Consider the following 20,740-nt stretch of genomic DNA (forward strand, 5'->3'; position numbering starts at 1 on the left):
CGGGGCTTTCACAGCAACCAGCTTTCTGCGTTATCCGACTTCGACAGGCCCCGGCATGCCTTCAGTCAGATGCCTTGAACGCCAATTGCTGTGCAAGCCAGAGCGCCACGAGGACTTATTCGCATCTTCCCTATGGGCGATACAGATTACTGGTTATCGGTTGCTGTTTGTTTGATAAATTCGGCGACATTTTCACCGGCTATGCGACCAAATACTATGGTATCGGCTATCGCATTACCCGCCAGGCGATTGGCACCGTGGACGCCACCAGTGACTTCACCGGCGGCATAAAGGCCGGCAATAGGCTTGCCGTCTTTATTCAATGCCCGGGTGTCAGTGGCGATTTTAAGGCCGCCCATAGTGTGGTGAACCGCAGGCTTAACCTGCACGGCATAGAGCGGGAAATGCAGATCGTCGGCCATATTCTTGCGGTCAAAATCGCTGTCCTTGCCACTGGCCTGAAAACCGTTATAGCGTTTGACGGCGGCTGCCGCCGTTTCGGCATTCATTTGGGTCTTGGCAGCCAGTTCTTTGGCATCGGCGGCTTTGTATATGATACCCAGCTCCAGCATGCCCCGCAGTTGCCCCAGACGTTCAAACACGGTTTCATCAAATACCAGCCAGGCGTCTTTTCCGGGTTGAGCCCAGATGCACTCGGAGACTTTGTCCCTGGGGCCCATCTCGTCACAGAATCTGGCACCATCGCGGTTCAGCAATATGGCCCCGGCGCCGCGTGCTGTGCCTGAAATAACCATTTTACCGGCCGCTGCTGTGGGGAAGGCCTGGATTTGGTCGACATCCACAGTATCCACGCCAATGGCGGTGGCAAAGGTGAGTGCATCGCCGACATTGCCCGGGTTATTGGTAGAGTCCACGCCCTTGAGATCTGGTCTGTATTTGGCGACCAAGGCATTGTTGCGGGCAAAGCCGCCGGAGGCGATCACCACGGCCTTGGCTGCCAACAGGTTCACCCCACTGTGTTTCCCTTGCACCAGTACTCCGGTGATTTTGCCTTGTTTATCTTGCACTAAGCGTATCACCTTGCTGTTGGTGCGAGTTTCAACTCCGAGTTTTTCGGCCGCATTTTTCAAGGTCTTGATGATTTCCGGGCCGGACTTGGCACCGCCGCTGGGCCGGTGCAGACGTTCGGCACTGTGGCCACCGGCACTGGCCGCAGAAGTCATATCTGCGCCCAAGGCCATCAACCAATCGATACCGGTACTGCCGTTGTTGACCAGGGTATGCACCAGATCCGGGTTATTGAGCTGGTGGCCACCCTTCATTGTGTCCTGATACCAGAGCGCCTTGCTGTCCTGATAACCACGAAACGCCTGGGTCAGGGTCTCTGCCGAAGCCATGCCACCGGCGGCCAGCATGCCATTGCCACCTATGTAGGGTTGTTTCTCAAGTAATACCACATCTTTGATACCGTGCTGGCGGGCCGATACGGCGGCGGCGTGTCCGGCGGCGCCGGCGCCAATGACCAGAAGCTCATGCCGTTCCACCGGACCTGCGGCCAGCGCCTTGTCTATGGCTTGCTGAGATACTTCGGGGAAGACATAGGTATCCGCTACCTTATCACTCGCGGAGAAGGGAATATGAAAACTGCTCTTGAAGCTGTCATGGCAGGTCTGACACACCATCACAGGCTCCTTGTGGCCCGAGTGGCAACTGGTGCAGGACAGGTCAATAAGATGACTGTGGTGGGGCGAAAGCGGTTGTTTTGCCTGCTGAGCCAACTCCTGCAGCGAGCCGTGGCAACTGATACAAGCCTGGTTTTCCCGAGCCTCATTGTCTTTTACCTCTATGGGCTGACTGTGGCAGGACTGACAATCGGCCCCGGCCTGTTTGATATGGTGCTCGGCCAAACCCGCAGCAGATACCATGCCGGTATACAGAAATGCAGTACCGGCCAATAACATTATTCTTTTCATGAATATCCTCACACATGGTTTTGTTATGCCTTGATAATATTGTTAATGCATGGGTGAGTTATCAAACCAATCGTTTTCGTCTGTGACGTTAAAAAAACTAAAGTGTTAAGAGAAAATATGAGAATAATTCCACCAATGAAGGCGGTGATTTGTTTTGAAGCGGCCGCAAGACTCAAGAGTTTTAAATTGGCAGCGGTTGAACTGAATGTGACGCCGGGCGCAATCAGTCATCAAATCGCCGCATTGGAAAACTTTGTCGGTAAAGAATTGTTTGACCGTAGTCACAGGCAATTGGAGCTCACTCACAGCGGCCGAAAATATTTCGCCAGAGTCGCGATTATTCTACAAAATATGGAAGAAGCCACCATAGATCTTGGGGTGCAGGGACATAGCCCCTCATTGAAAGTGGCTGTGCCGCCGTCACTGCTGAAAAACTGGCTATTGCCAAGAATGAGCCAGAGTCATATTTATCATAAGGGGATCAGTATCGAGTTTATCGATACCCTAGAATATCTTGATTTTGGAAGTACTGGTCTGGATCTGGCTATTAGATATGGTTATGACTCCTGGGATAATTATTATTCCGTTCATCTCTTTGATGAGGAAATGGTTGCCGTTTGTCACCCTGAATACTGTGCGGTTAATTATGATTCTTTAACACAAAATGCCGTCGATAATATGACCTTGATATATACCAATAATAGATTGGTACAGTGGGATATAGTATTACAGTACTTTGGCATTGAACGGCGGGCACAACAGTCGAGGCTGGTATTTCAAAATTCAGTTCAGGCCATAGAAGCCGCGGTCTTGGGCGCGGGAATTGCCTATGTCAACCGCTTGCTGGTGGAGAAGGAGCTGGAGAAACAGCGTTTGGTGATCCCGTTTGAGATCCGCATGCCGGAGCACAAATCGCCTTCATATCATCTGGTCAGCACCTTCGAGCGAATGCAGCATGAATCTACTGCGCTGATTTATCAGTCTATTCTGGAAGAGGTAAAACGTATCCCGGAGCGTTCTTCCGTCAGCACAGGTCGGCAGCGGTTGGGGTGTTCAACCCCTTTGGGATAATCAAACGCCGCCCTTGAGCGGCGCTGCTTACTTTAGCGTTGGATTACGCTTTATCTTTGGCTTTTAAAGCTGACAGCCTGGCCGAGGCCAGTCCCAGTAAACTGCCATTCGGGTAATGACCGCGCTTGTCGGCCTTGCCGGTTTCCATATCACTCAGCAATGCCATCGCCTCGGTCACATGCTCGACTGTCCAGATATGGAATTTGCCCTTGCTGATGGCGTCCACCACAGGCTTTTTCAGCATTAGGTTGTGGGCGTTGGTCGCGGGAATGATTACCCCTTGGGTATGTCTGCGCCCCTTGATGGCACAGACATCGAAAAAGCCTTCAATCTTTTCATTGACCCCGCCTATGGGCTGGGCTTCACCGAACTGGTTCATTGAACCTGTGATGGCGATATCCTGGCGCAGGGGAACCTGGGCGATTGCAGAGATAATGGCGCAGCATTCGGCCATGGAGGCACTGTCGCCATCGACCCCGGAATAAGATTGCTCGAAGGTCAGGGAGGTGGTCAGCGGAATATCGGCCTCGCGTCCCAACAGGGTTTTGATATAGGCCGAGAGGATCCACACTCCCTTGGAGTGAATACGGCCGCCGAGGCGCACCTTGTGTTCAATGTCCAACACTTCGCCCTTGCCAAAGGCTGTGGTCGCGCTGATACGGTTGGGCAGGCCAAACTGATGATCTGTGGTGGCGATAACCGACAGGGCGTTGACCTGGCCGCAGACTTTGCCGTGCACATCAATGAGGGTGGTGCCCTTGTGAAAGCTCTGCATCAGTTGATCCCTGAGACGCGATACCCTTTGCTCCTGCTGCGCCAGAGCCTGCTCTACATGGGCGAGACGAATACTGCGGGCGTTGGCCGCCTTGGCGCAGTAGTGGGTCTCCCGCAGCAGATTGGCGATATTGGCCGAGTGCAGTGACAGCTGGGTTTGGTCATCGGCCTGGCGCGAGCTGAATTCGATTATCCGCGCAATGGCGCTGCGATCGCAGTGCAACATCTGGTTGTCATGCACTATCGAGGAGATAAATCTGGCATAGAAACATTCGGCCTTCGGGCTTCTTGGCATCACATCTTCAAAGTCGGCGGTTACCCGAAACAGCTCGCTGAAGTCGGGATCATAATGCTGCAGTAACTGGTAGGTCTGGTTGTCACCGAAGAGCACGATTTTGACATCCAGAGGGATAGGCTCCGGCGCCAGTGAAACTGTGCCGGACAGGGAAACTTCACGCTCCAGCGAGCTGAGATCCAGACTGCGGGAACGCAGGGCCCGTTTGAGTCCGTCCCATACGTAGGGCCGTTCCAGCACCTTGACCGCATCCATCAGCAGCACCCCGCCATTGGCCTTGTGCAGGCTGCCGGGGCGGATCAGTGAAAAGTCGGTAAAGACTGTGCCGCGATAAGTGGCGTTTTCCACATAACCGAATAGGCCGTGATAGGTGGGGTTTTCCTCTACCACCACAGGGAATTTCTGCTCCTCCTGACCCACCAGCAGGTTGACCTGATAACGCCTGGGCATTTTCTTTTCCAGCGAGGCATAGGCCAGTGCCAGTTGGTCTTCACTCTCCTCGAGGAAGATATCCAGATTGCCGAGCATATCTTTCTGCATCGCCGTCAGAAAAGAGCGGATCTCCGGCAGGCTGCGGTATTCATCCTTGAGCGGCTTGAAGAAATGGCTCAGTACTTCGCGGGCCACCTGTTCATCGTGCTCCTGCTGCTTGGTGCTGAACTCCTCTTCCCATTCGGTCAATTGGCGAATAATGCCCCGCAGGCGCGATTCCAAGTGTTTGATATTCTGTTCAAACGCCTGCTGCTCGGCTTCTGGCAGGGCGTGATAGGTTTCCTCGGTATGCGGCTCTTCGCCGTTCAGCGCCATCAACTGATACTCGCCCTGAGTGTTGATGGAGAGGCTTATTTTCATCCCCTTGGCTTCTTCGCTCAGAGCCAGCAGCGCCGCTTCCTGTTTTTGCGCCAACTGACTCTTGAGCTTGTCGGCGCGGCGGTAATACATCTCGTTGTCAAACGCCAACGGCAGCGCCTTGACCAGCCGGAGAACCAGTTTTTCCATCTCTTTCTTGAAAGTGACGCCCTTGCCGGCGGGCAATTTGAGCACCTTGGGGGTACGGGTCTGGTCGAAGTTGGCCACATAACACCAGTCGTTAAGTGTCTTGTCGGTAAATTCATGGCGCTTGAGATAACGCAACATCATGGTGCGTTTGCCCAGACCATTTTGGCCTATGGCATAGATGTTGTACCCCTTCTCCTTGATGGACATGGCAAATTCCACCGCACTCTGAGCCCGCTCCTGACCTATGATGTCATCCAGCGGCTCCAGTTCGCGGGTAGACTTGACCTCATCTCCCAGATTGTCGAGATTGGCGGGACGATATACCTGACTGGCATCTAAGCTGGTGACGGCCATGGGCGCTTCCTTGTTCAAATAGGGCAGAGAAAAGTAAAACTGCTTTTTATGACAATAAGATGCGCTGCAGCCTAAAGCAAACGTCAAGCCGAATAAGTCTCTCGGGCGGTTAATTTTTCACCCGTAAGTAACGTTTGCTGCCCGAACGCAGGGATAACACCTATCCGGCACCGGGTAGCAGGGTATAATGGCGGTTTGCCCTAAGCTTTATCTTTGAAGGACTCGCCATGGAATTTGCCGCTTTTTCTCTGCCCGAACCGCTACTGACCAATCTGGCCGGACTGGGTTTTAGCAAGGCAACCCAAGTGCAGGCAGAGGCCATTCCTTTGGTGCTCGCCGGCAGCGATCTCCTGGTGCAGGCACAGACGGGCACAGGGAAAACCGCCGCCTTTGCCTTGCCGTTGCTGGCGCGTTTAATGCCCGCCACGACTGAGAGAGCAGTAAAACCCGCAGCGCCCAAGGCTCTGGTGCTGGTGCCTACCCGGGAGTTGGCGCAGCAGGTTTTCGATAACATTAAAAGCTATGCCAAGGGCTGCGAGCTGAAGATTGCCATTGCCTATGGCGGTGTGCCACTCGATGGGCAGCTAAAGAACTTCAAGGATGGCGCCGATATCTTGGTCGCCACGCCCGGGCGCCTGCTGGATCACCTTAAAAAGCGCAGTCTCAGGCTGGATAAGGTTGAGATCCTGGTGTTTGATGAGGCCGACCGCATGTTGGATATGGGGTTTGAAGATGAGATCTCGGCGCTGATGAAAAAGATGGCCAAACAGCGCCAGACTCTGCTGTTTTCCGCCACCTTCAACGACAACATCTGGCGTCTGGCCAAGATTTTGCTGCAGTCTCCCAAAGTGTTGGAGCTGCAAGCATCAGAGCAGGGTAGCAGTATCAAGGAGCGATTGATTGAGCTCGATAGCGAGCGTAAGGCCGCCGCCGTTGCCGCCCTTTGTCGCCGGCACGACTGGCGTCAGGTGTTGCTGTTCAGCCGCACCAAGGAGGGGGCCGACAAACTGGTCTGTGAGCTCAGTGCCGAGGGCTTGGCCGCCAGTGCGCTGCACTCAGATCTGAGTCAGGCCCAGCGGGAGCAGACCTATCAGGCGTTCAAGGCGGGTGAATGCCGTTTGCTGGTGGCCACAGATGTTGCCGCCAGAGGCCTGGATGTAGCGGCCTTGCCTTGCGTTATCAATCTGGAGCTGCCGTTCAAGCGCGAAGATTATGTGCACCGCATTGGCCGCACCGGCCGCGCCGGCATGGAAGGGCTCGCCATCACCCTATTCAGTCGTGACGACGAGCGCCTCCTCGAAGAGCTGGAAGCCATGCTCGACAGACGCCTCCCCAGAGAATGGCTGCCCGGGTTTGAGCCGGATCTCAACCGTAGTTTTGACGCACCGAGAAACCAGCGTAAAGCCGCCCAAAAGCAACGTGCCCGCAAGAGAGCGCTTGGTAAAAGATAACAAGCGATAAATAACAGGGGATTACTTGTATCACTGCGCCTTTCTGGCAAACTCTGAATCGGTAGAACATCAACAGCGTTGCCTGAGTCGGCATTGGCCATGAAAAGGATTTATGGGTGAAAGCGTATTGGATAACAGTCGTACTCGGGATCTGTCTGAGCTTTGCCACTATTGCACCGAAAGTGGCTATTGCACAGGAAGTTGCAGCCTCTACCATCGAGGCCCAAGATGGCGGCAGCGGCAGTCTGTTAATAACAGAGAGCAGTTCTCCAGCCGGTGTGCTTTCTGGATCTGCTGAAGCTTATGAGCAATACACCCAGGCAACCTGCCTGCTTATTCGCCACGAGATGGGGGAGCGAAACCCTGACTCGGCCAGATACCTTGAATTGTCCCGTAACCTGCAACGTCATTGTCAATCACCCATCATTTCGGATAAGGCTCCGCTTAATATCAGTGGTTCGATAACCAATGCCGCGCCTAGGGTTAATTATTCCAGCGCTCATCCCCAGAGGGTTGAAGTGCCTGTTGCGGGAAAGCTTCAGATATTACTCAGCTTGGAACTCAAGTGGTTTTTGGTAGCCTTGTTGCTGGCCGCTGGGATATTGGGATTTCCCTTTTGGCGGCGAAAGCGGGAAAATTCTCTGGGTGAAAACGGGGAAGAGGCGATAGCGCAGTGTATTCGGGAAACCTTGGTTGGCGGTTATTTCAAGTTATATCGAAATATACTATTGCAGACCGCCGACGGGGATGAGACAGAAATAGATCTGTTGCTATTAACCGTCAACGGGATCTTGGTTATCGAGAGTAAGAATTACAGCGGCTGGATTTTTGCCGACCCCTATTCAAAGCACTGGGTGCAACATCTTTATCGCAGCAAGTGCCGGTTCCAGAATCCGCTGCACCAAAACTACAAACACTGCCTGGCCGTTGCCCATATTCTGGGGACGAACCGGGGAATAAGGTCTTTGGTTGTTTTCGGCCCCAGAGCCAGTTTCAAGACCGCCGTTCCGCAAAATGTTATCCAGTTGGCGCAATTGGATGATTATCTGCAGGGATTTCGGCAAACACTGTTTACCCAAGATGAGTTGATGCAATTCGAACTCTGCTTGCAGCAAGCCAGTGAGGCATCCACAGTAGAGGCAAGGGAAAGGCATATCGCCAGGCTCAAGAGTCGCCGTATTGAGCCCAGTTTGTAAATCATTACTGAGATGCGGCTCGCTATTGGGTTCATTCGCCAAAGTGGGCCAGTTGCGCTAAGCTAGTGGCCCGGTTTTCAAGAAACAGTCTCCTGGGGGAGCCATGTTCGCAGTCGATACCCATACCCACACAGTTGCCTCTACTCACGCCTACAGCACGATCCATGATTACCTGGCAGTCGCCAAGCAGAAAGGGATCCGTTTGTTTGCCACCACAGATCATGGCCCGGCGATGGCCGATGCGCCGCATTTCTGGCATTTCGTGAATCTCAGAGTGTTGCCGCGGATAGTCGATGGCGTAGGGATATTGCGCGGAATTGAAGCCAATATTACCAATCTGGAGGGGGAAATCGACTTCTTTGGTGAGTTCCTGGAGGAGCTGGACTTGGTGCAGGCCGGGTTTCATGAGCCGGTATTCCCTCCCGCCGACAGTGACAGCCACACTCAGGCGCTGCTGAACTGCATTCGCAGCGGCAAGGTCGATATCATTACCCACCCAGGCAATCCCAAGTATCCATTGGATCAGGAGCTGATTGTCCGCGCTGCCGCCGAGCATAATGTGGCGCTGGAGATCAATAACTCCTCTTTTGCCTGCTCCCGCAAGGGCAGTGAAGACAGCTGCCTCAATATTGCCAAACTGGCGAAACGATTCGATGCCCAGTTGGTGATGGGATCAGATTCCCATGTTGCCTTCAGTCTGGGGGAGTTCCCGCTGGCGCTTGAGATAGTGGATGCCGCCGGTTATCCAAGAGACAGGCTGCTCAATCGCGAGCCATTGGCGCTGCTTAATTTCCTGCAGCAGCGAGGCCACAAGACGCTTGGTGAGTTAATCGACTACTTTAAGAGTGAGGCGGCCGTGGGCTAACCTGGTTCGCCTGTCTTGAGGATACGAGCCACAAAATCCATCAACTGATTAGCCATGAATCCCGAATCGTGAAAGCCAAGACTACCCGAATATTGATCACCGGCGCTCATGGCCAGCTCGGACAGGCACTGCTGGCGAATTTGCCTTGGTTGCCCGAGTTTTCGCCTTCCAGGCTGCGAATGGAGATACCTGAGGCAAGCCTGGTGTCCGGCAGTGCTGTAAAACCCCGCAGTGCTATAGCACCTGGCAGCGCAATTGAAATAGTGGCGCTCGGGCATCAGCAGCTGGATTTAACCTCAGCAGATTTGCCCGAGCGGCTCAGTGAAATCAATGCCGATGTGATAATCAACTGCGCCGCCTACAATGCCGTGGATGCGGCCGAGCAGGATATGGCTGTCGCCATGGCGCTTAATGCCGAGGCGCCGGAGCGTTTGGCCATCTGGTGCCGGCAACAGGGTGCTTGGCTTATCCATATTTCGAGTGACTATGTCTTCGGGAATGTCTTCGGGAATGATTTGGGAAGTGTTTTCGGAAACGTTTCTGGAAATGCAGCGGCCAATATACTCGGGAATGCGCCCAGAGCCTTGACCGAGAGCGATGTTTGCGAGCCTTTGAGCCTGTACGGTCAGAGCAAGCTCGCCGGCGAGCAGCGCTTGCTTACGGCCAATCCCGGCGCCCTGGTGCTGCGAACCTCTTGGCTTTACAGCCGTTTTGGCAGCAACTTTGTGTTGACCATGCGGCGATTGCTGACCGAGCGCCCCGAGCTCAAGGTGGTGGCGGATCAGGTCGGCACGCCAACCTGGGCCGAGGCGTTGGCGCGGCTTATCTGGCAGTTGCTCATCTGGTTTCATCTTAAGCCAGAGAAGTCCGCGGTGCTGAGCGGCTGCTTTCATTACGCGGCAACGGGGCAGTGCAGCTGGTATCTTTTCACCAAAGAGATAGCCGAGCAAATCGCCAAGCAGCAGTGCAATTCTGCGCCAAGCTCTCAGGCGGCGGTGCCATTGCAAACCGCGTTGCAATCTCAAGCTGCATTGCATTCTCAAGCTGCATTACATTCTCAAGCTGCATTACATTCACCAGCAAACCCGGCGCCAATCACGCCAAGGTGCCGGATAACGCCTGTCAGCACAGCAGAATACGGCGCCTTATTGAATCGAGCACAGGCGCCGCGCCCGGCGTATTCGACGCTCGACTCAAGCGCTCTCAAAGATGCCATGGCGGCCATGCCTTCGGCATTTCGCTGCTATTTGCCAAAAGATTATCCGTCACCCATCTGGCTTACCTGGCAGGCGCAGCTGGCGCTGATGTTTTCGGGGCTTGGTGCACCTTCCTTGGATTGAATGGGCTTAAACAGGATGAAAAGTAAGGCAAAACCGGCTGTAGATTATAACCAGTAGCTAAAGGTTATACCCGCCAAAGCCGGGTGGCTGGCATAATAAACTATCTTGTTGATCCAAAGGATGAAACCTTGTCGAATAATCCCCCCAAGACCTTGCTTGATGCCAAGCAGCTGACACTTTTGGCCGAGATGGCCCGCGCCGCCGGTGAGGCGATAATGCAGTATTATCAGGGCGGCGAACTGGCGATTGAGCGCAAGGCCGATGACAGTCCGGTCACGGCTGCCGATCTTGCCAGTCACGCCGTGTTGCAACAGGCGCTGGCGCGTGAGTTTCCAACCTGGCCACAGATGTCGGAAGAAGCGGCGGATATCCCCTGGGCGCAGCGGCGGGGCTGGGAAACCTATTGGCTTATCGACCCTCTCGATGGCACCAAGGAGTTTATTAAGGGCAACGGCGAATTTACCGTCAACATTGCGCTTATTCACCGAGGCCAGGCGGTCGCCGGTGTTGTCTATGTGCCCGCCACAGCCGTGTGCTATTTGGGCGCGCTGGGACTCGGTGCCTGGCGTGAGACACCAAATGCGACTGGGTACCAGCGTGTGGAATTGAATGCCAGGGCCGGGGTTAAGCGCCAGATCCCTGTGATTGTCGGCAGTCGCTCGCACTCGAGCCCGGGGCTTGGCGAGTATCTGCAGCAGTTTGGCGAGCACGAAATGAAGAGTGTCGGCTCATCACTCAAATTCTGCCTGCTCGCTGAGGGCAAAGCGGATATCTACCCCAGATTGGGCCCTACCAGTGAATGGGACACGGCGGCGGCTCAGGCCGTGCTTGAGAGTGCCGGTGGCCGAGTTTTGGAATATCCAGCCGGCAACAACTTAAAATATAACCAAAAAGAAACTATCCTCAATCCTTGGTTTATCGCATACAGTGCCGATTGGCCTTGCGATTGAAGCAGATATAAACACCGGAGTTGCAAGCATGATGCGTATCGGCGTTGATTTGGGCGGCACAAAGATTGAATTGGTGGCTCTGAGTGGCGAAGGGAGTGAGCTGTTTCGCAAGCGAATTGCCACCCCCAGAAACTATCAGGCGACCATTGAGGCCATCTGTGCCTTGGTCGATGAAGCCGAAACGCAGCTGGAAATGACAGGAACCATCGGCATTGGTATTCCCGGGGTGATCTCGCCCTTTTCCGGTTTGGTGAAAAACGCCAACTCCACTTGGTTAAATGGTCATCCGCTCGATAGAGAGCTCGAGCAGCACCTGGGGCGCAAAGTGCGGGTTGCCAATGACGCCAACTGTTTTGCGGTCTCCGAGGCGCTGGATGGCGCCGCCGCAGGCAAAGAGGTGGTGTTCGGGGTGATCATAGGCACAGGCTGCGGTGCCGGCATTGCCATCAATGGCAGGGTGCATCAGGGGGGCAATGGCATAGGTGGTGAGTGGGGCCATAATCCCTTGCCCTGGATACGCGCCGAGGAGTTCAACAGCACTGAGTGTTTTTGCGGCAAGCATGACTGCATCGAAACCTTTATTTCGGGAACAGGGTTTGTCCGCGACTATAACCAGGCCGCTGGGGCGCAGCTCAGCTCGGGCGCCGAGGTGATGGCATTGCTGGAGCAGGGGGATGCCGAGGCTAGCGCGGCCTTTGAGCGCTATCTTGACCGTCTGGCCCGTTCTCTGGCCCATGTGATCAATCTGCTGGATCCTGACGCCATAGTACTTGGCGGCGGCATGTCCAATGTGCAGGCTATCTATCCGGCATTGCCGGACAGGCTCAAGCACTATGTGGTCGGCGGCGAGTGCCGAACCCCAGTGTTGGCCAATCACTACGGCTGCTCCTCCGGGGTACGCGGCGCCGCTTGGCTGTGGGGCCGGGACTGAGTTTGGCAAGGCGCTCTGGCCGTATTACTGATATTCGACTTAGGCACTCTAGGCACTTTAGACAAAAGGGAAAAGCACTCGAACATGTATTGGGGCGAGTGAGCCTATAGCCCTTCGCCAATCACTGGTCAGCCGAGTAACGCTTCTGTAAGCTATGGCTACTTTTGCCAACCTTCGGATATCAAGCGTGTTCTGGCTGAAAAAAATCCTCTCTCAATTCTTTATGCCCATCCCTCTAACCTTGGTCACTCTGCTGCTGGCCTGTTTTTATATCCGTCGCAGGCCGGGAGTAGCGCGCGCCCTGGTGGTTTTTGCCATCACTTGGATGCTGCTGCTTTCCAGCTCTATCGGCAGCAATACCCTGCTTGCGGGGCTTGAGCGTCAGTATCCACTTTATACCGCTGCGCCGGCGCGCTCCTGTGTGGTGATGGTGCTGGGTTCTGGCCATGATGATCAGGTTGGCGGACTCGCGCGACATATGTTGTCGGCAACGGCGCTTGAGCGTCTCAGTGAAGGGGTGGCGCAACTCAAGGCGGCCAACAGCAAAGATTGTCTGTTGGCGGTCAGTGGTTGGAGTGGCGGCCTTGAGCAGCAGAGTCATGCCCGGCGCATGGCCGAGGCTGCCATCGAGTTGGGGGCCGAGCCATCGCGAATTCTAATGCTGGAGTCGGCCCGCGATACCATAGAGGAAGCCCTGGCGTTGCGGCAGGCCTTCGGTGCCGGCACAGACGATAAAGGAATAGATGCCTTGGGTGGCAGACAACTGATCCTGGTCACTTCCGCCAGCCATATGCCAAGGGCGATGCGAATATTCCGCTCGACCGGGCTTGAGCCTCAGGCGGCACCGACCGACTTTCTGCTTCGGCGCGATCACTGGTGGCGTCTGACTACATCCAATCTGGATAAATCACAAAAGGCGCTGCACGAGTATCTGGGATTGGCCTGGTTGACTGTCACCGGCCGCTAATGGTCCTGAACCCTGGTCATGAAATGAATAAACGGCTGACAAGCCGCTGACAATAGAGCAAAAGCGTTATGGAAACTATCACAATAAGGCCGGGCAGCAAGCGCAATGGCATTACACTGACCCTGGCCGGAGGGCTGGGCGTTGTCCTGGGTTTGGTGCTGTTTATCGGTTGGCCCTGGATGTTTGCGCCCGGACTGGTTTGTTTCGCCCTCGGGGCCGTGTCTTTGGTGCTGGGAATTGCCAAGCAGCTCGAGCCCCATGTCAGTCTTGAATTCAGCGCCGAAGGGCTGAGATTCTTTCATCGCCGCGGCAGCTTGTTTGTGGCCTGGGATAATATTCAGCGGCTGGATCAGCCCAGAGTCACCCAAGGTATGGAGCAACTGACGCTGCCCTATGTCGGGCTCAAGCTCAAACGTATCAATCCACTGCTGGATGCCATTTCACCCAGGTTGGCGACCGGGCTCTTGTCGGAGCAGCGGCCCTTGCTGATGACAGCTGCCGCCCAGGATGAAGAGCTGCAAACACTGGAAGCGGCACTCAGCGCCGAGTTTGAACCCCTGACGGTCAATGATGAGCGCTACAGAGGCGTTTTGGCCATGTTTGGCCGTCGCTGCCTGACGCTGGACAAATACTTGGGTTATCACCTCTATATTCCCGTGGATGCATTGGATCAACCGCCGGAGAGCTTTGTCCGTAAACTGCGGCAACTGTGGCAGCAGAGGGTGTCGGCTACTGAGTTGTAATTTCTGGCTTGAGTAAGTTGAGAAAAGGCAAGGGGACCCGGTTGGGTCCCCTTGTTGTTGCAGAGTTGAGGGAGGGCCTTGCAGGGACAGCCCTCAAGGTACGGTACTAGTGAGCACCCCCTGCGTGTACCTTATCTACGCCATAGGTCTTGCCTTCGGCGTGACAGGTGGCACAGGACTCAACCGGCAGGTTGGCGTCTGTGGCAGCATCACCGGCAACGAAGGCACCATTGCTCTTGAAGTGGGCCAGAGCGGCCGCGTCAGAGTGAGCGTGACAGGTACGGCAGGATTCTGCAACCGGAGAGATATACTCGGTAGCCGAAATCTTGATTGCACGCTTGGCGGATGTCAGGCCACCATCGGCGGCGAACAGCGGTGTCTCGTCTTTGTGGCAGGCGGCACATTCGGTTTCCACACCTGGGTAGCCGTGCAGCTCGCCTGAAGCGTCACGGAAGATGGCAGCTTCACCCCAGTTACCACTGTGGAAGCGGTGGGCAACTGTCATCAGATCCCGGTTGGCATACAAGAGCTCGGGTACTTCAGCAAATATAGGATTGCCATCGGCATCCAGATTACCTGTGTTGTACTCGGAGGTGCCGTGATAGGATCCGTAATAGCTGTTGTTATGGCAGTCCATACACTGATCGAAGGTGTAGGTGCCGTGACGGTTGCCCTTGATATAGTCCAGGGTGCCGTGACAGGCATTACACTTGGCTTCACTGGCGCTCATCCGCTCAGCAATGGCAAAGCGGGCTGTTACTGCATCACCACCGTCAAGGTTATAGAATTTAACGCTTGAAGTGGCGCCAATCGGATTACCGGCATCGAAGGGCATGCCTTCGGCACAGGCGGCTATTTTACCTGAGTTATCGACACAGAAGTTGGCCTCGGTACCGACGTAAATGGTGCCCATCGCCTGAGTTTCCGGTACATCAGCAGTCAGGGTCAGCACGCCATTGGCGGCGCTGCCGCTGGCAAGACCGGGCCTGCTGCCCCAGCGGGTGACTTCACCCTTGGCATCCACATTACCCATCAGAGTGGCGTCTTTGTTGAGCACCGCCAGTTGAGCTGCGTCAGTCAGTGGTTGACCATTGAAGCTGACATTGGCTGTGATGGTAACCAGTTTATTGCCCGCCGTGGTAGAAGCCGCAGCTGTGGCCGAGGTGAACTCAACGGTCAACAGCTCGGCATATTCAGCTCGTTTACCCACCTTGTGAGCCTGGGTTGGACTGAGTGCTCCGCTGCCATGACAGGACTGACATTGACTGTCGTCGGTCTGGGCCAGATTGAAGTCTGAGTGGCCTATGCCGGTTTCAAAGTTGACATTGATATGGCAGCCGACACAGGCTTCGCGGTAGATATTGGCGTTCCAGGAGTCACCGTTGTTGTGGCAACTGGCGCAGTTGTTGAGTTCCGCCGGGAAGCCGATTTCACCGAAGTACTCTTTGGCTTCACCGGAGAGGAAACCCGCGATGTGATGGCCGGCATGCAGCCTGTGAACCATGGGGCCGAAATCAAATACCCAACCTTCGGCTTTTTGGGCTTCGTCCGGTACCAGAGCCGGGTTGTGGCAGGCAACGCACTTCTCAGTGCTTTGGTAGTTGTGGTGCGCGTTTATCTTGGCGATGCGGCCTTCGACTTCGCCGTGGCAGGCGATACAGGCGGCATCTGTTACCGTGTCTTTACCTGTGGCTTCAACCAGCTCGCCGGATGCCGGAATATAATCCAGCGGCGTAGAGAGCACCTTGTCTGCAACCGCTGTGCCGCTGGCATCCTTGAGGTTATAGGCGCGCAGGAACAAGCGATGAGGTGCGCTGAGGTTGTCGTTGGCATTCATAATGGGGGCGACCCCGTCATGTTCCCAAGTGCCGGTATAGGTACCTGGCTCGGCCGGATCTTCAACCAGGAGACAGGCATCGCCAGTCTGACCTCTGGAGCTATAGGTGCCATCCAGGGTGCAATACATGGAGCTGCCCAGTTCCTGAGCCGTGGCATTATTGACCCATTGCAGCGGCGCACCGCTGCCCGAGTCATTGCTCATGGCGGTAATGGAGTAGAGGGCGACTTGATCCAGGCCAGTCAGAGGGACTCGCTCCCCTGAGCTGTTGGTGGCCGAGGCCTTGAACTTGAGGGCGAAGGCTTCGCCGCCTGCCAGTGTGTTGTCGGCCGGCACTATCTCGAAACTGACATCGCCGGCACTGATAATGGTGGAAGTACCTGAACCTGCGGGGGCACCTGGCTGTCCGGGTTCGCCTGGTATGCCAGGTTCACCGGGGGCTCCGTCTTTTCCGTCCTCACCGTCCCCGCATGCGGTAAGGCACAATAGACTGGTCAGAGCCAGCGCCAGTAATGACTTATTATGGTTTTTCATCATAGCGTCCCTTTATTCAAATTATGGGTACTGCTTGTGCAGTAACTTGAATATACATACATCTAAAGTAGTAGTTTTGACTTATTGTTTTATTTGTGAATTAAGGGTTAAAAAATTGATAAAGAAATAACTGATGGTGAAATGGATAATTTCAGTTTTTGAAATTGCCGAATCTACAGGGCAGAAAACCCATACCAGGGACAAAGCGGTCAGCAGCTTTTGATAGGTGGGCGAAGGGTGTCGGTGCTGGTGCGAGTAAAGGGGTCAGGCACAGGACCTGACTCAGTTTTCAATACTCGGCTTTGGGGTAGAGTTCTTGAGTGACCAGAGCCAGTAACTGCTTTCTTTGTTGCTCGGAGTAGCGGCGGTAGCTGGGGGCTTTTTCCACCAAGGAGTAGCTTGGCAGCGAAAATGCCCGGTGGAGTTTGGCCACCTCGGTTTCGGGCAGATGTTGCACCCGCAAACCCGGCATGCCCTTGATAAGCGCCATTTCGTTGGGAGTGCTGAAGGCTACACTGCCCATGGTAAGCAGGTGAGCGTGCCATTCTTCCCTGTCGTGTACGGCATGTACCTGGGATAGGGGTATGCCTTCTTGCTGACAGAAGAGCTCCATGGGATCCATGCGTTCGTTGAAGCCCTTGATGGTCAAGTAAACGAAGGTGTATTGGCTGATATCTTCGAGGGTGATGGCCGGGGATCTCTGCCACAGGGGATGATCTTCTCGGCTGACCACACATACGCCCATGGTCTGCCCAAGTGAACTCAGAATGAGATCCAACTGCTCAGGGTGTTCGAGACAGATCCCCAAATCCAGTTGCCCACGGTGAATCTTCTCTGCCGAGTCGTCCTGCCAGGGGTAGAGCCTGACCTGACCCAACTGCTGTTGAATGTTTTTCAGCCCCAATTTCATCGCCAGTGCGGAAAGCAGTCCATGCGCCACGGCAATATGGATACAGATGTCGTTCGAGGGCTGACGGCTCTGATGAACCTGTTGCTCCAGCCGATGCACTGAGTGAATGAAATCACAGACGGGCTGATACAGGCTTTCGGCCAGTGGGGTGGGCTTGAGTTTTTGCTGGCGGCGATAGAAAAGCTCGTCATCAAAGGCCAGCCTGAGCGCGGCCAAACAGCGACTGACCTTGGGGGCGGAAACCGCCAAATCTCTTGCCGTACAGTTGGCATGCCCCGTCTCATAGATGTTCTTGAACACCATGAGAGTAAAGATATCCAATTCGCACAACTGCTTGAGTAATCGACTCGTCACTTACATCCATCCCGCGGCTTCATACCACTTAGGGGGTAGATGTTAGCTCTCCGAGCAGCGCATTACTGTGACTGAGCACCATTCTGTGCTGCTTTTGTATATTTTGTGAACAAAGTGTGATGGAGATCCTGTTGCAGGATCCCATACTTTAAACTCATTCCTGGGTTTGCAGCCTCAACTCGGTAGCCGTTTCGCTGTCATTACCCAGCTGTTTCAGCAGATTGACCTCTTCTTTGACTCTCATGCCGATAAATTGGCCACCTTCGAAGATCTCCATCGACTTACTGGCCACTTCACCTTCGACAGTCCCTGTGCCGCAGATGGTCAGTTTTTCACAGCAGAGCTTACCGCGAAACAGTCCGGAGACCTTGAGCTCCTGGCAGGTGAGTTCGCCATCAACCAAGCCGTTGGCTTCTATGGTCAGCTTGCTTTCGGCGTTGATTTTTCCATAAATGGCACCGCCAACCAGAGTCTCGCCATCGAAGTGACTCTCACCGGTGATTTTGCTGCCCTGGGCAATATATGTGAGCCCCGTCGTTTTTTTGCTTTTACCAAACATAATGCTTTTTAAGAGTTTTTTCTCAGGGAAGGCCTGATGTTACCCGTTATTGAAAAAGAACAAAACCACTAAAATTTGGCGCTGTGGGAGTCAGATTTTTGGCTCCCGGATGGGAAGTCAAGCGGGGTCTGGCTCTACCAGCTTGATGGCAGAGGCGGGGCAGGGGGCAACGCAGGCGCCGCAGCCGCTGCAGCGCTCGGCATCCAGTACAGGTTGAGCGGTAGCCCCTAAAAGGGGCGGAAAGCGGATCGCCCGCTCGTCGCAGGCATCCTTGCAGCTTTGGCAGACAATACCCTGGCGGGCGAGGCAGTTGTCGGCAAATTGGGCTATAAGCCGCCAAGGTGCTTCGCTAAGAGGCCTGAACGCCGGCTCTGCACAGCGGGTGACACAGGCTTGGCAAAAGCTGCATTCGGCGCGCTGGAAGTTAAGCTCCGGAAAGCCGCCATCCCCCTTGATAAGCACTTGGGTCTCGCAGGCATCCACACAGGCGCCACAGCGAGTACAGGCGTCGGTAAATTCCGCTTCCGGTTTACTCCAGGGCGGCCTGACCACATTACTCTTGCGGCGACTGAACAGATGTCTGCGGGATAGATCCATGACTAACCCTTGTAACCGTTAGGATTGTTGGATTGCCAGTTCCAACTGGAGTTGGCCATATCCTGCAGGCTGTGCTCAGCCTGCCAGCCCAGCTCTTTGGTGGCATGGGTAGGGTCGGCATAACAGGCGGCGATATCGCCGGGACGACGCGGGGCAAACTCGAAGGGGATCGCCTTGTTGCAGGCTTTCTCAAAGGCTTTGACCATCTCAAGTACACTGTAGCCCTGGCCTGTTCCCAGATTATAGGTGACCAGGCCAGGATTGGTGGCGAGTTTGTCCAGTGCCTTGAGGTGACCTATGGCCAGGTCAACTACATGGATATAGTCGCGCACACCTGTGCCGTCTACCGTGGGGTAGTCATTGCCGAATACGCTGAGTTTATCGCGCTTGCCGACGGCAACCTGGGCGATAAAGGGCATCAGATTGTTGGGGATATCGTTGGGATCTTCACCGATGCGGCCGCTCTTGTGGGCGCCGACCGGGTTGAAATAACGCAAGCGGGCGATGTTCCAGCTGGCATCGGCCGCGGCCAGATCCGCCAGAATATGTTCCACCATCAGTTTGGACTGACCATAAGGGTTGGTGGCGCCGGTGGGGAAGGCCTCAGTGATCGGCAGACTGGCGGGATCGCCGTAAACTGTGGCCGATGAGCTGAATACCAGGTTGCGAACGCCATATTCTTTCATCACCTGGCACAGAATAAGGGTGCCGGTGACATTATTTTCATAGTATCTGAGCGGCTGGGCGACGGATTCACCCACCGCCTTAAGGCCGGCGAAGTGAATAACGGCTTCGAAGCTGTGGTCACTGAAGACTTTCTGCAGGAATGCCTTGTTGAGAATATCGCCTTGATAAAAGAGCACGCTCTTGCCGCTGATCTCTTCGACTCTGGCCAAGGCTTCGACACTTGAATTGCTCAGGTTGTCTATCACCACAACCTCTTTGCCCGCGGCCAGAAGTTCAACCAGAGTGTGGGTGCCAATATAACCGGCTCCGCCGGTGACCAAAATTGTCATGCTTTACTTCCTTTAACCAAATCGCCCAGATAGGCGGCAAATTCACGTCCAAGCTCGGGGTGGCGCAATGCATGTTCCACCGTTGCCTGCATATAACCCAACTTGTTGCCACAGTCATGGCTCTTGCCACGCATGTAGTAAGCGTTGACCTGCTGGCTTTGCATCAACATGGCAATGGCATCCGTGAGCTGGATTTCATCACCGGCACCGGCCGGCGTCTTGCCAAGCAAGGGCCAAATGGCGGCAGGTAGCACATAGCGGCCCACTACAGCCAAGTTAGAGGGGGCTTCGTCGACATCCGGTTTTTCAACCAGTTTGATAAGCGGCTGGGATTCGCCCGGCTTGAGATCGTGGCCGTTGACATCGGCTATTCCGTATTGGTCTACCTTCTCGTGAGGCACACCTTCCACCATGATCTGTCCGGTTCCTGTGCGGTCGAACAGGCTGACCATTTCGGCCAGATTATCGCGGGAAAGATCGCTGGCGGCATCGTCTATCAACACATCCGGCAGCAGCACGGCGAAGGGCTCATCACCTACTACCGGACGGGCACAGAGAATGGCGTGTCCCAGCCCTTTGGCCTGAGCCTGGCGGACGCTGATAACAGTGACATTTTGCGGGCAGATGGACTGCACTTCATTGAGCAGTTGCCGCTTTACCCGGCGCTCAAGCTGGGCTTCCAGTTCAAAACTGGTATCGAAATGGTTTTCAATGGAGTTTTTACTGGCGTGGGTAACCAGCACGATTTCCTTGATGCCGGCGGCAATGGCTTCGCTGACAACATATTGGATCAAGGGTTTATCTACTACCGGCAGCATCTCTTTGGGAATGGCCTTGGTGGCCGGCAGCATTCGGGTGCCAAGACCCGCAACGGGGATTACCGCCTTGCGGATGGTGGTCGATTTTATCGGCATTCAGATACCTTGGGTGCTCGGGATAAATCAGCCCCTATTGTAATGCAGTGGCACCGAAAAGCCATTTGCAAAAAGGGCTAATTTCCCTGGAAATATGCAAAAAAGCCTGTTTGGAGCACAAAAATAAGCTTCTGAGTTCACAGAATTAA

17 protein-coding genes are annotated in these 20,740 nt (G+C 54.7%); 9 read left to right on the forward strand and 8 right to left on the reverse strand.

The genetic code is table 11. From position 1 onward, the window contains the following. Positions 1-146: 146 nt before the first annotated feature. Positions 147-1,934, reverse strand: coding sequence for a flavocytochrome c (locus tag ACSHSR_RS07190; RefSeq protein ID WP_144220902.1), 1,788 nt, complete (start codon positions 1,932-1,934; stop codon positions 147-149). 117 nt (positions 1,935-2,051) lie between these two features. Between ACSHSR_RS07190 and ACSHSR_RS07195 the strand changes: the two genes are divergently transcribed. Beyond that, positions 2,052-3,005 (forward strand): LysR substrate-binding domain-containing protein, encoded by a 954-nt coding sequence (locus ACSHSR_RS07195; RefSeq protein WP_044734823.1) that lies wholly within the window; start codon positions 2,052-2,054, stop codon positions 3,003-3,005. A gap of 43 nt (positions 3,006-3,048) precedes the next feature. Here ACSHSR_RS07195 and ACSHSR_RS07200 read toward each other — a convergent pair whose 3' ends face one another. Continuing rightward, the gene (locus ACSHSR_RS07200; protein WP_219161403.1) at positions 3,049-5,427 is read right to left on the reverse strand and encodes a Lon protease family protein; all 2,379 of its coding nucleotides are present in this window, start codon (positions 5,425-5,427) and stop codon (positions 3,049-3,051) included. Between the two features lie 227 nt (positions 5,428-5,654). Between ACSHSR_RS07200 and ACSHSR_RS07205 the strand changes: the two genes are divergently transcribed. The 8 genes from ACSHSR_RS07205 to ACSHSR_RS07240 all read left to right on the forward strand — a co-directional run bounded on the left by ACSHSR_RS07205 (position 5,655) and on the right by ACSHSR_RS07240 (position 13,870). Further along, positions 5,655-6,878 carry a DEAD/DEAH box helicase gene (locus ACSHSR_RS07205; protein WP_479631379.1) on the forward strand — a complete coding sequence of 408 codons (1,224 nt, stop codon included), beginning with the start codon at positions 5,655-5,657 and terminating at the stop codon, positions 6,876-6,878. A gap of 116 nt (positions 6,879-6,994) precedes the next feature. Next, positions 6,995-8,074, forward strand: a complete 1,080-nt coding sequence (locus ACSHSR_RS07210; protein ID WP_479631380.1) for a nuclease-related domain-containing protein — start codon at positions 6,995-6,997, stop codon at positions 8,072-8,074. A 103-nt stretch (positions 8,075-8,177) separates the two neighbouring features. Beyond that, a complete protein-coding gene (locus tag ACSHSR_RS07215) occupies positions 8,178-8,939 on the forward strand; it encodes a phosphatase (protein ID WP_208169860.1) in 762 nt (253 codons plus the stop codon). 68 nt (positions 8,940-9,007) lie between these two features. Further along, positions 9,008-10,279, forward strand: a complete 1,272-nt coding sequence (locus ACSHSR_RS07220) for an SDR family oxidoreductase (RefSeq protein ID WP_479631381.1) — start codon at positions 9,008-9,010, stop codon at positions 10,277-10,279. 188 nt (positions 10,280-10,467) lie between these two features. Beyond that, complete coding sequence (gene cysQ / locus ACSHSR_RS07225; RefSeq protein ID WP_081782955.1) at positions 10,468-11,229, forward strand: 3'(2'),5'-bisphosphate nucleotidase CysQ; 762 nt, start codon at positions 10,468-10,470, stop codon at positions 11,227-11,229. 28 nt (positions 11,230-11,257) lie between these two features. Continuing rightward, positions 11,258-12,160 (forward strand): fructokinase, encoded by a 903-nt coding sequence (gene mak / locus ACSHSR_RS07230; protein WP_028781561.1) that lies wholly within the window; start codon positions 11,258-11,260, stop codon positions 12,158-12,160. A gap of 187 nt (positions 12,161-12,347) precedes the next feature. Next, positions 12,348-13,127 (forward strand): YdcF family protein, encoded by a 780-nt coding sequence (locus tag ACSHSR_RS07235; protein WP_335901364.1) that lies wholly within the window; start codon positions 12,348-12,350, stop codon positions 13,125-13,127. Positions 13,128-13,195: 68 nt separating this feature from the next. Then, positions 13,196-13,870, forward strand: a complete 675-nt coding sequence (locus ACSHSR_RS07240; protein ID WP_101059771.1) for a DUF2982 domain-containing protein — start codon at positions 13,196-13,198, stop codon at positions 13,868-13,870. 106 nt (positions 13,871-13,976) lie between these two features. Here ACSHSR_RS07240 and ACSHSR_RS07245 read toward each other — a convergent pair whose 3' ends face one another. From ACSHSR_RS07245 to galU, 6 genes are all read right to left on the reverse strand, one after another. Then, positions 13,977-16,244 (reverse strand): OmcA/MtrC family decaheme c-type cytochrome, encoded by a 2,268-nt coding sequence (locus tag ACSHSR_RS07245; protein ID WP_208184906.1) that lies wholly within the window; start codon positions 16,242-16,244, stop codon positions 13,977-13,979. A gap of 286 nt (positions 16,245-16,530) precedes the next feature. Continuing rightward, on the reverse strand, positions 16,531-17,505 hold the full coding sequence (locus ACSHSR_RS07250) for a LysR family transcriptional regulator (protein WP_045282639.1): 975 nt from the start codon (positions 17,503-17,505) through the stop codon (positions 16,531-16,533). Positions 17,506-17,659: 154 nt separating this feature from the next. Further along, complete coding sequence (locus tag ACSHSR_RS07255; protein WP_025010908.1) at positions 17,660-18,064, reverse strand: bactofilin family protein; 405 nt, start codon at positions 18,062-18,064, stop codon at positions 17,660-17,662. Between the two features lie 117 nt (positions 18,065-18,181). Next, positions 18,182-18,661, reverse strand: a complete 480-nt coding sequence (napF, locus tag ACSHSR_RS07260) for a ferredoxin-type protein NapF (protein WP_208145222.1) — start codon at positions 18,659-18,661, stop codon at positions 18,182-18,184. A 2-nt stretch (positions 18,662-18,663) separates the two neighbouring features. Then, entirely contained in the window at positions 18,664-19,677 is a 1,014-nt protein-coding gene (galE, locus tag ACSHSR_RS07265) for a UDP-glucose 4-epimerase GalE (RefSeq protein WP_208145221.1), read from the reverse strand. After that, positions 19,674-20,585, reverse strand: coding sequence for a UTP--glucose-1-phosphate uridylyltransferase GalU (galU, locus tag ACSHSR_RS07270; protein WP_025010905.1), 912 nt, complete (start codon positions 20,583-20,585; stop codon positions 19,674-19,676). The genes galE and galU overlap by 4 nt, the downstream gene beginning before the upstream one ends. Positions 20,586-20,740 lie beyond the last annotated feature (155 nt).

It is taken from the genome of Shewanella sp. VK101, from assembly GCF_056497865.1.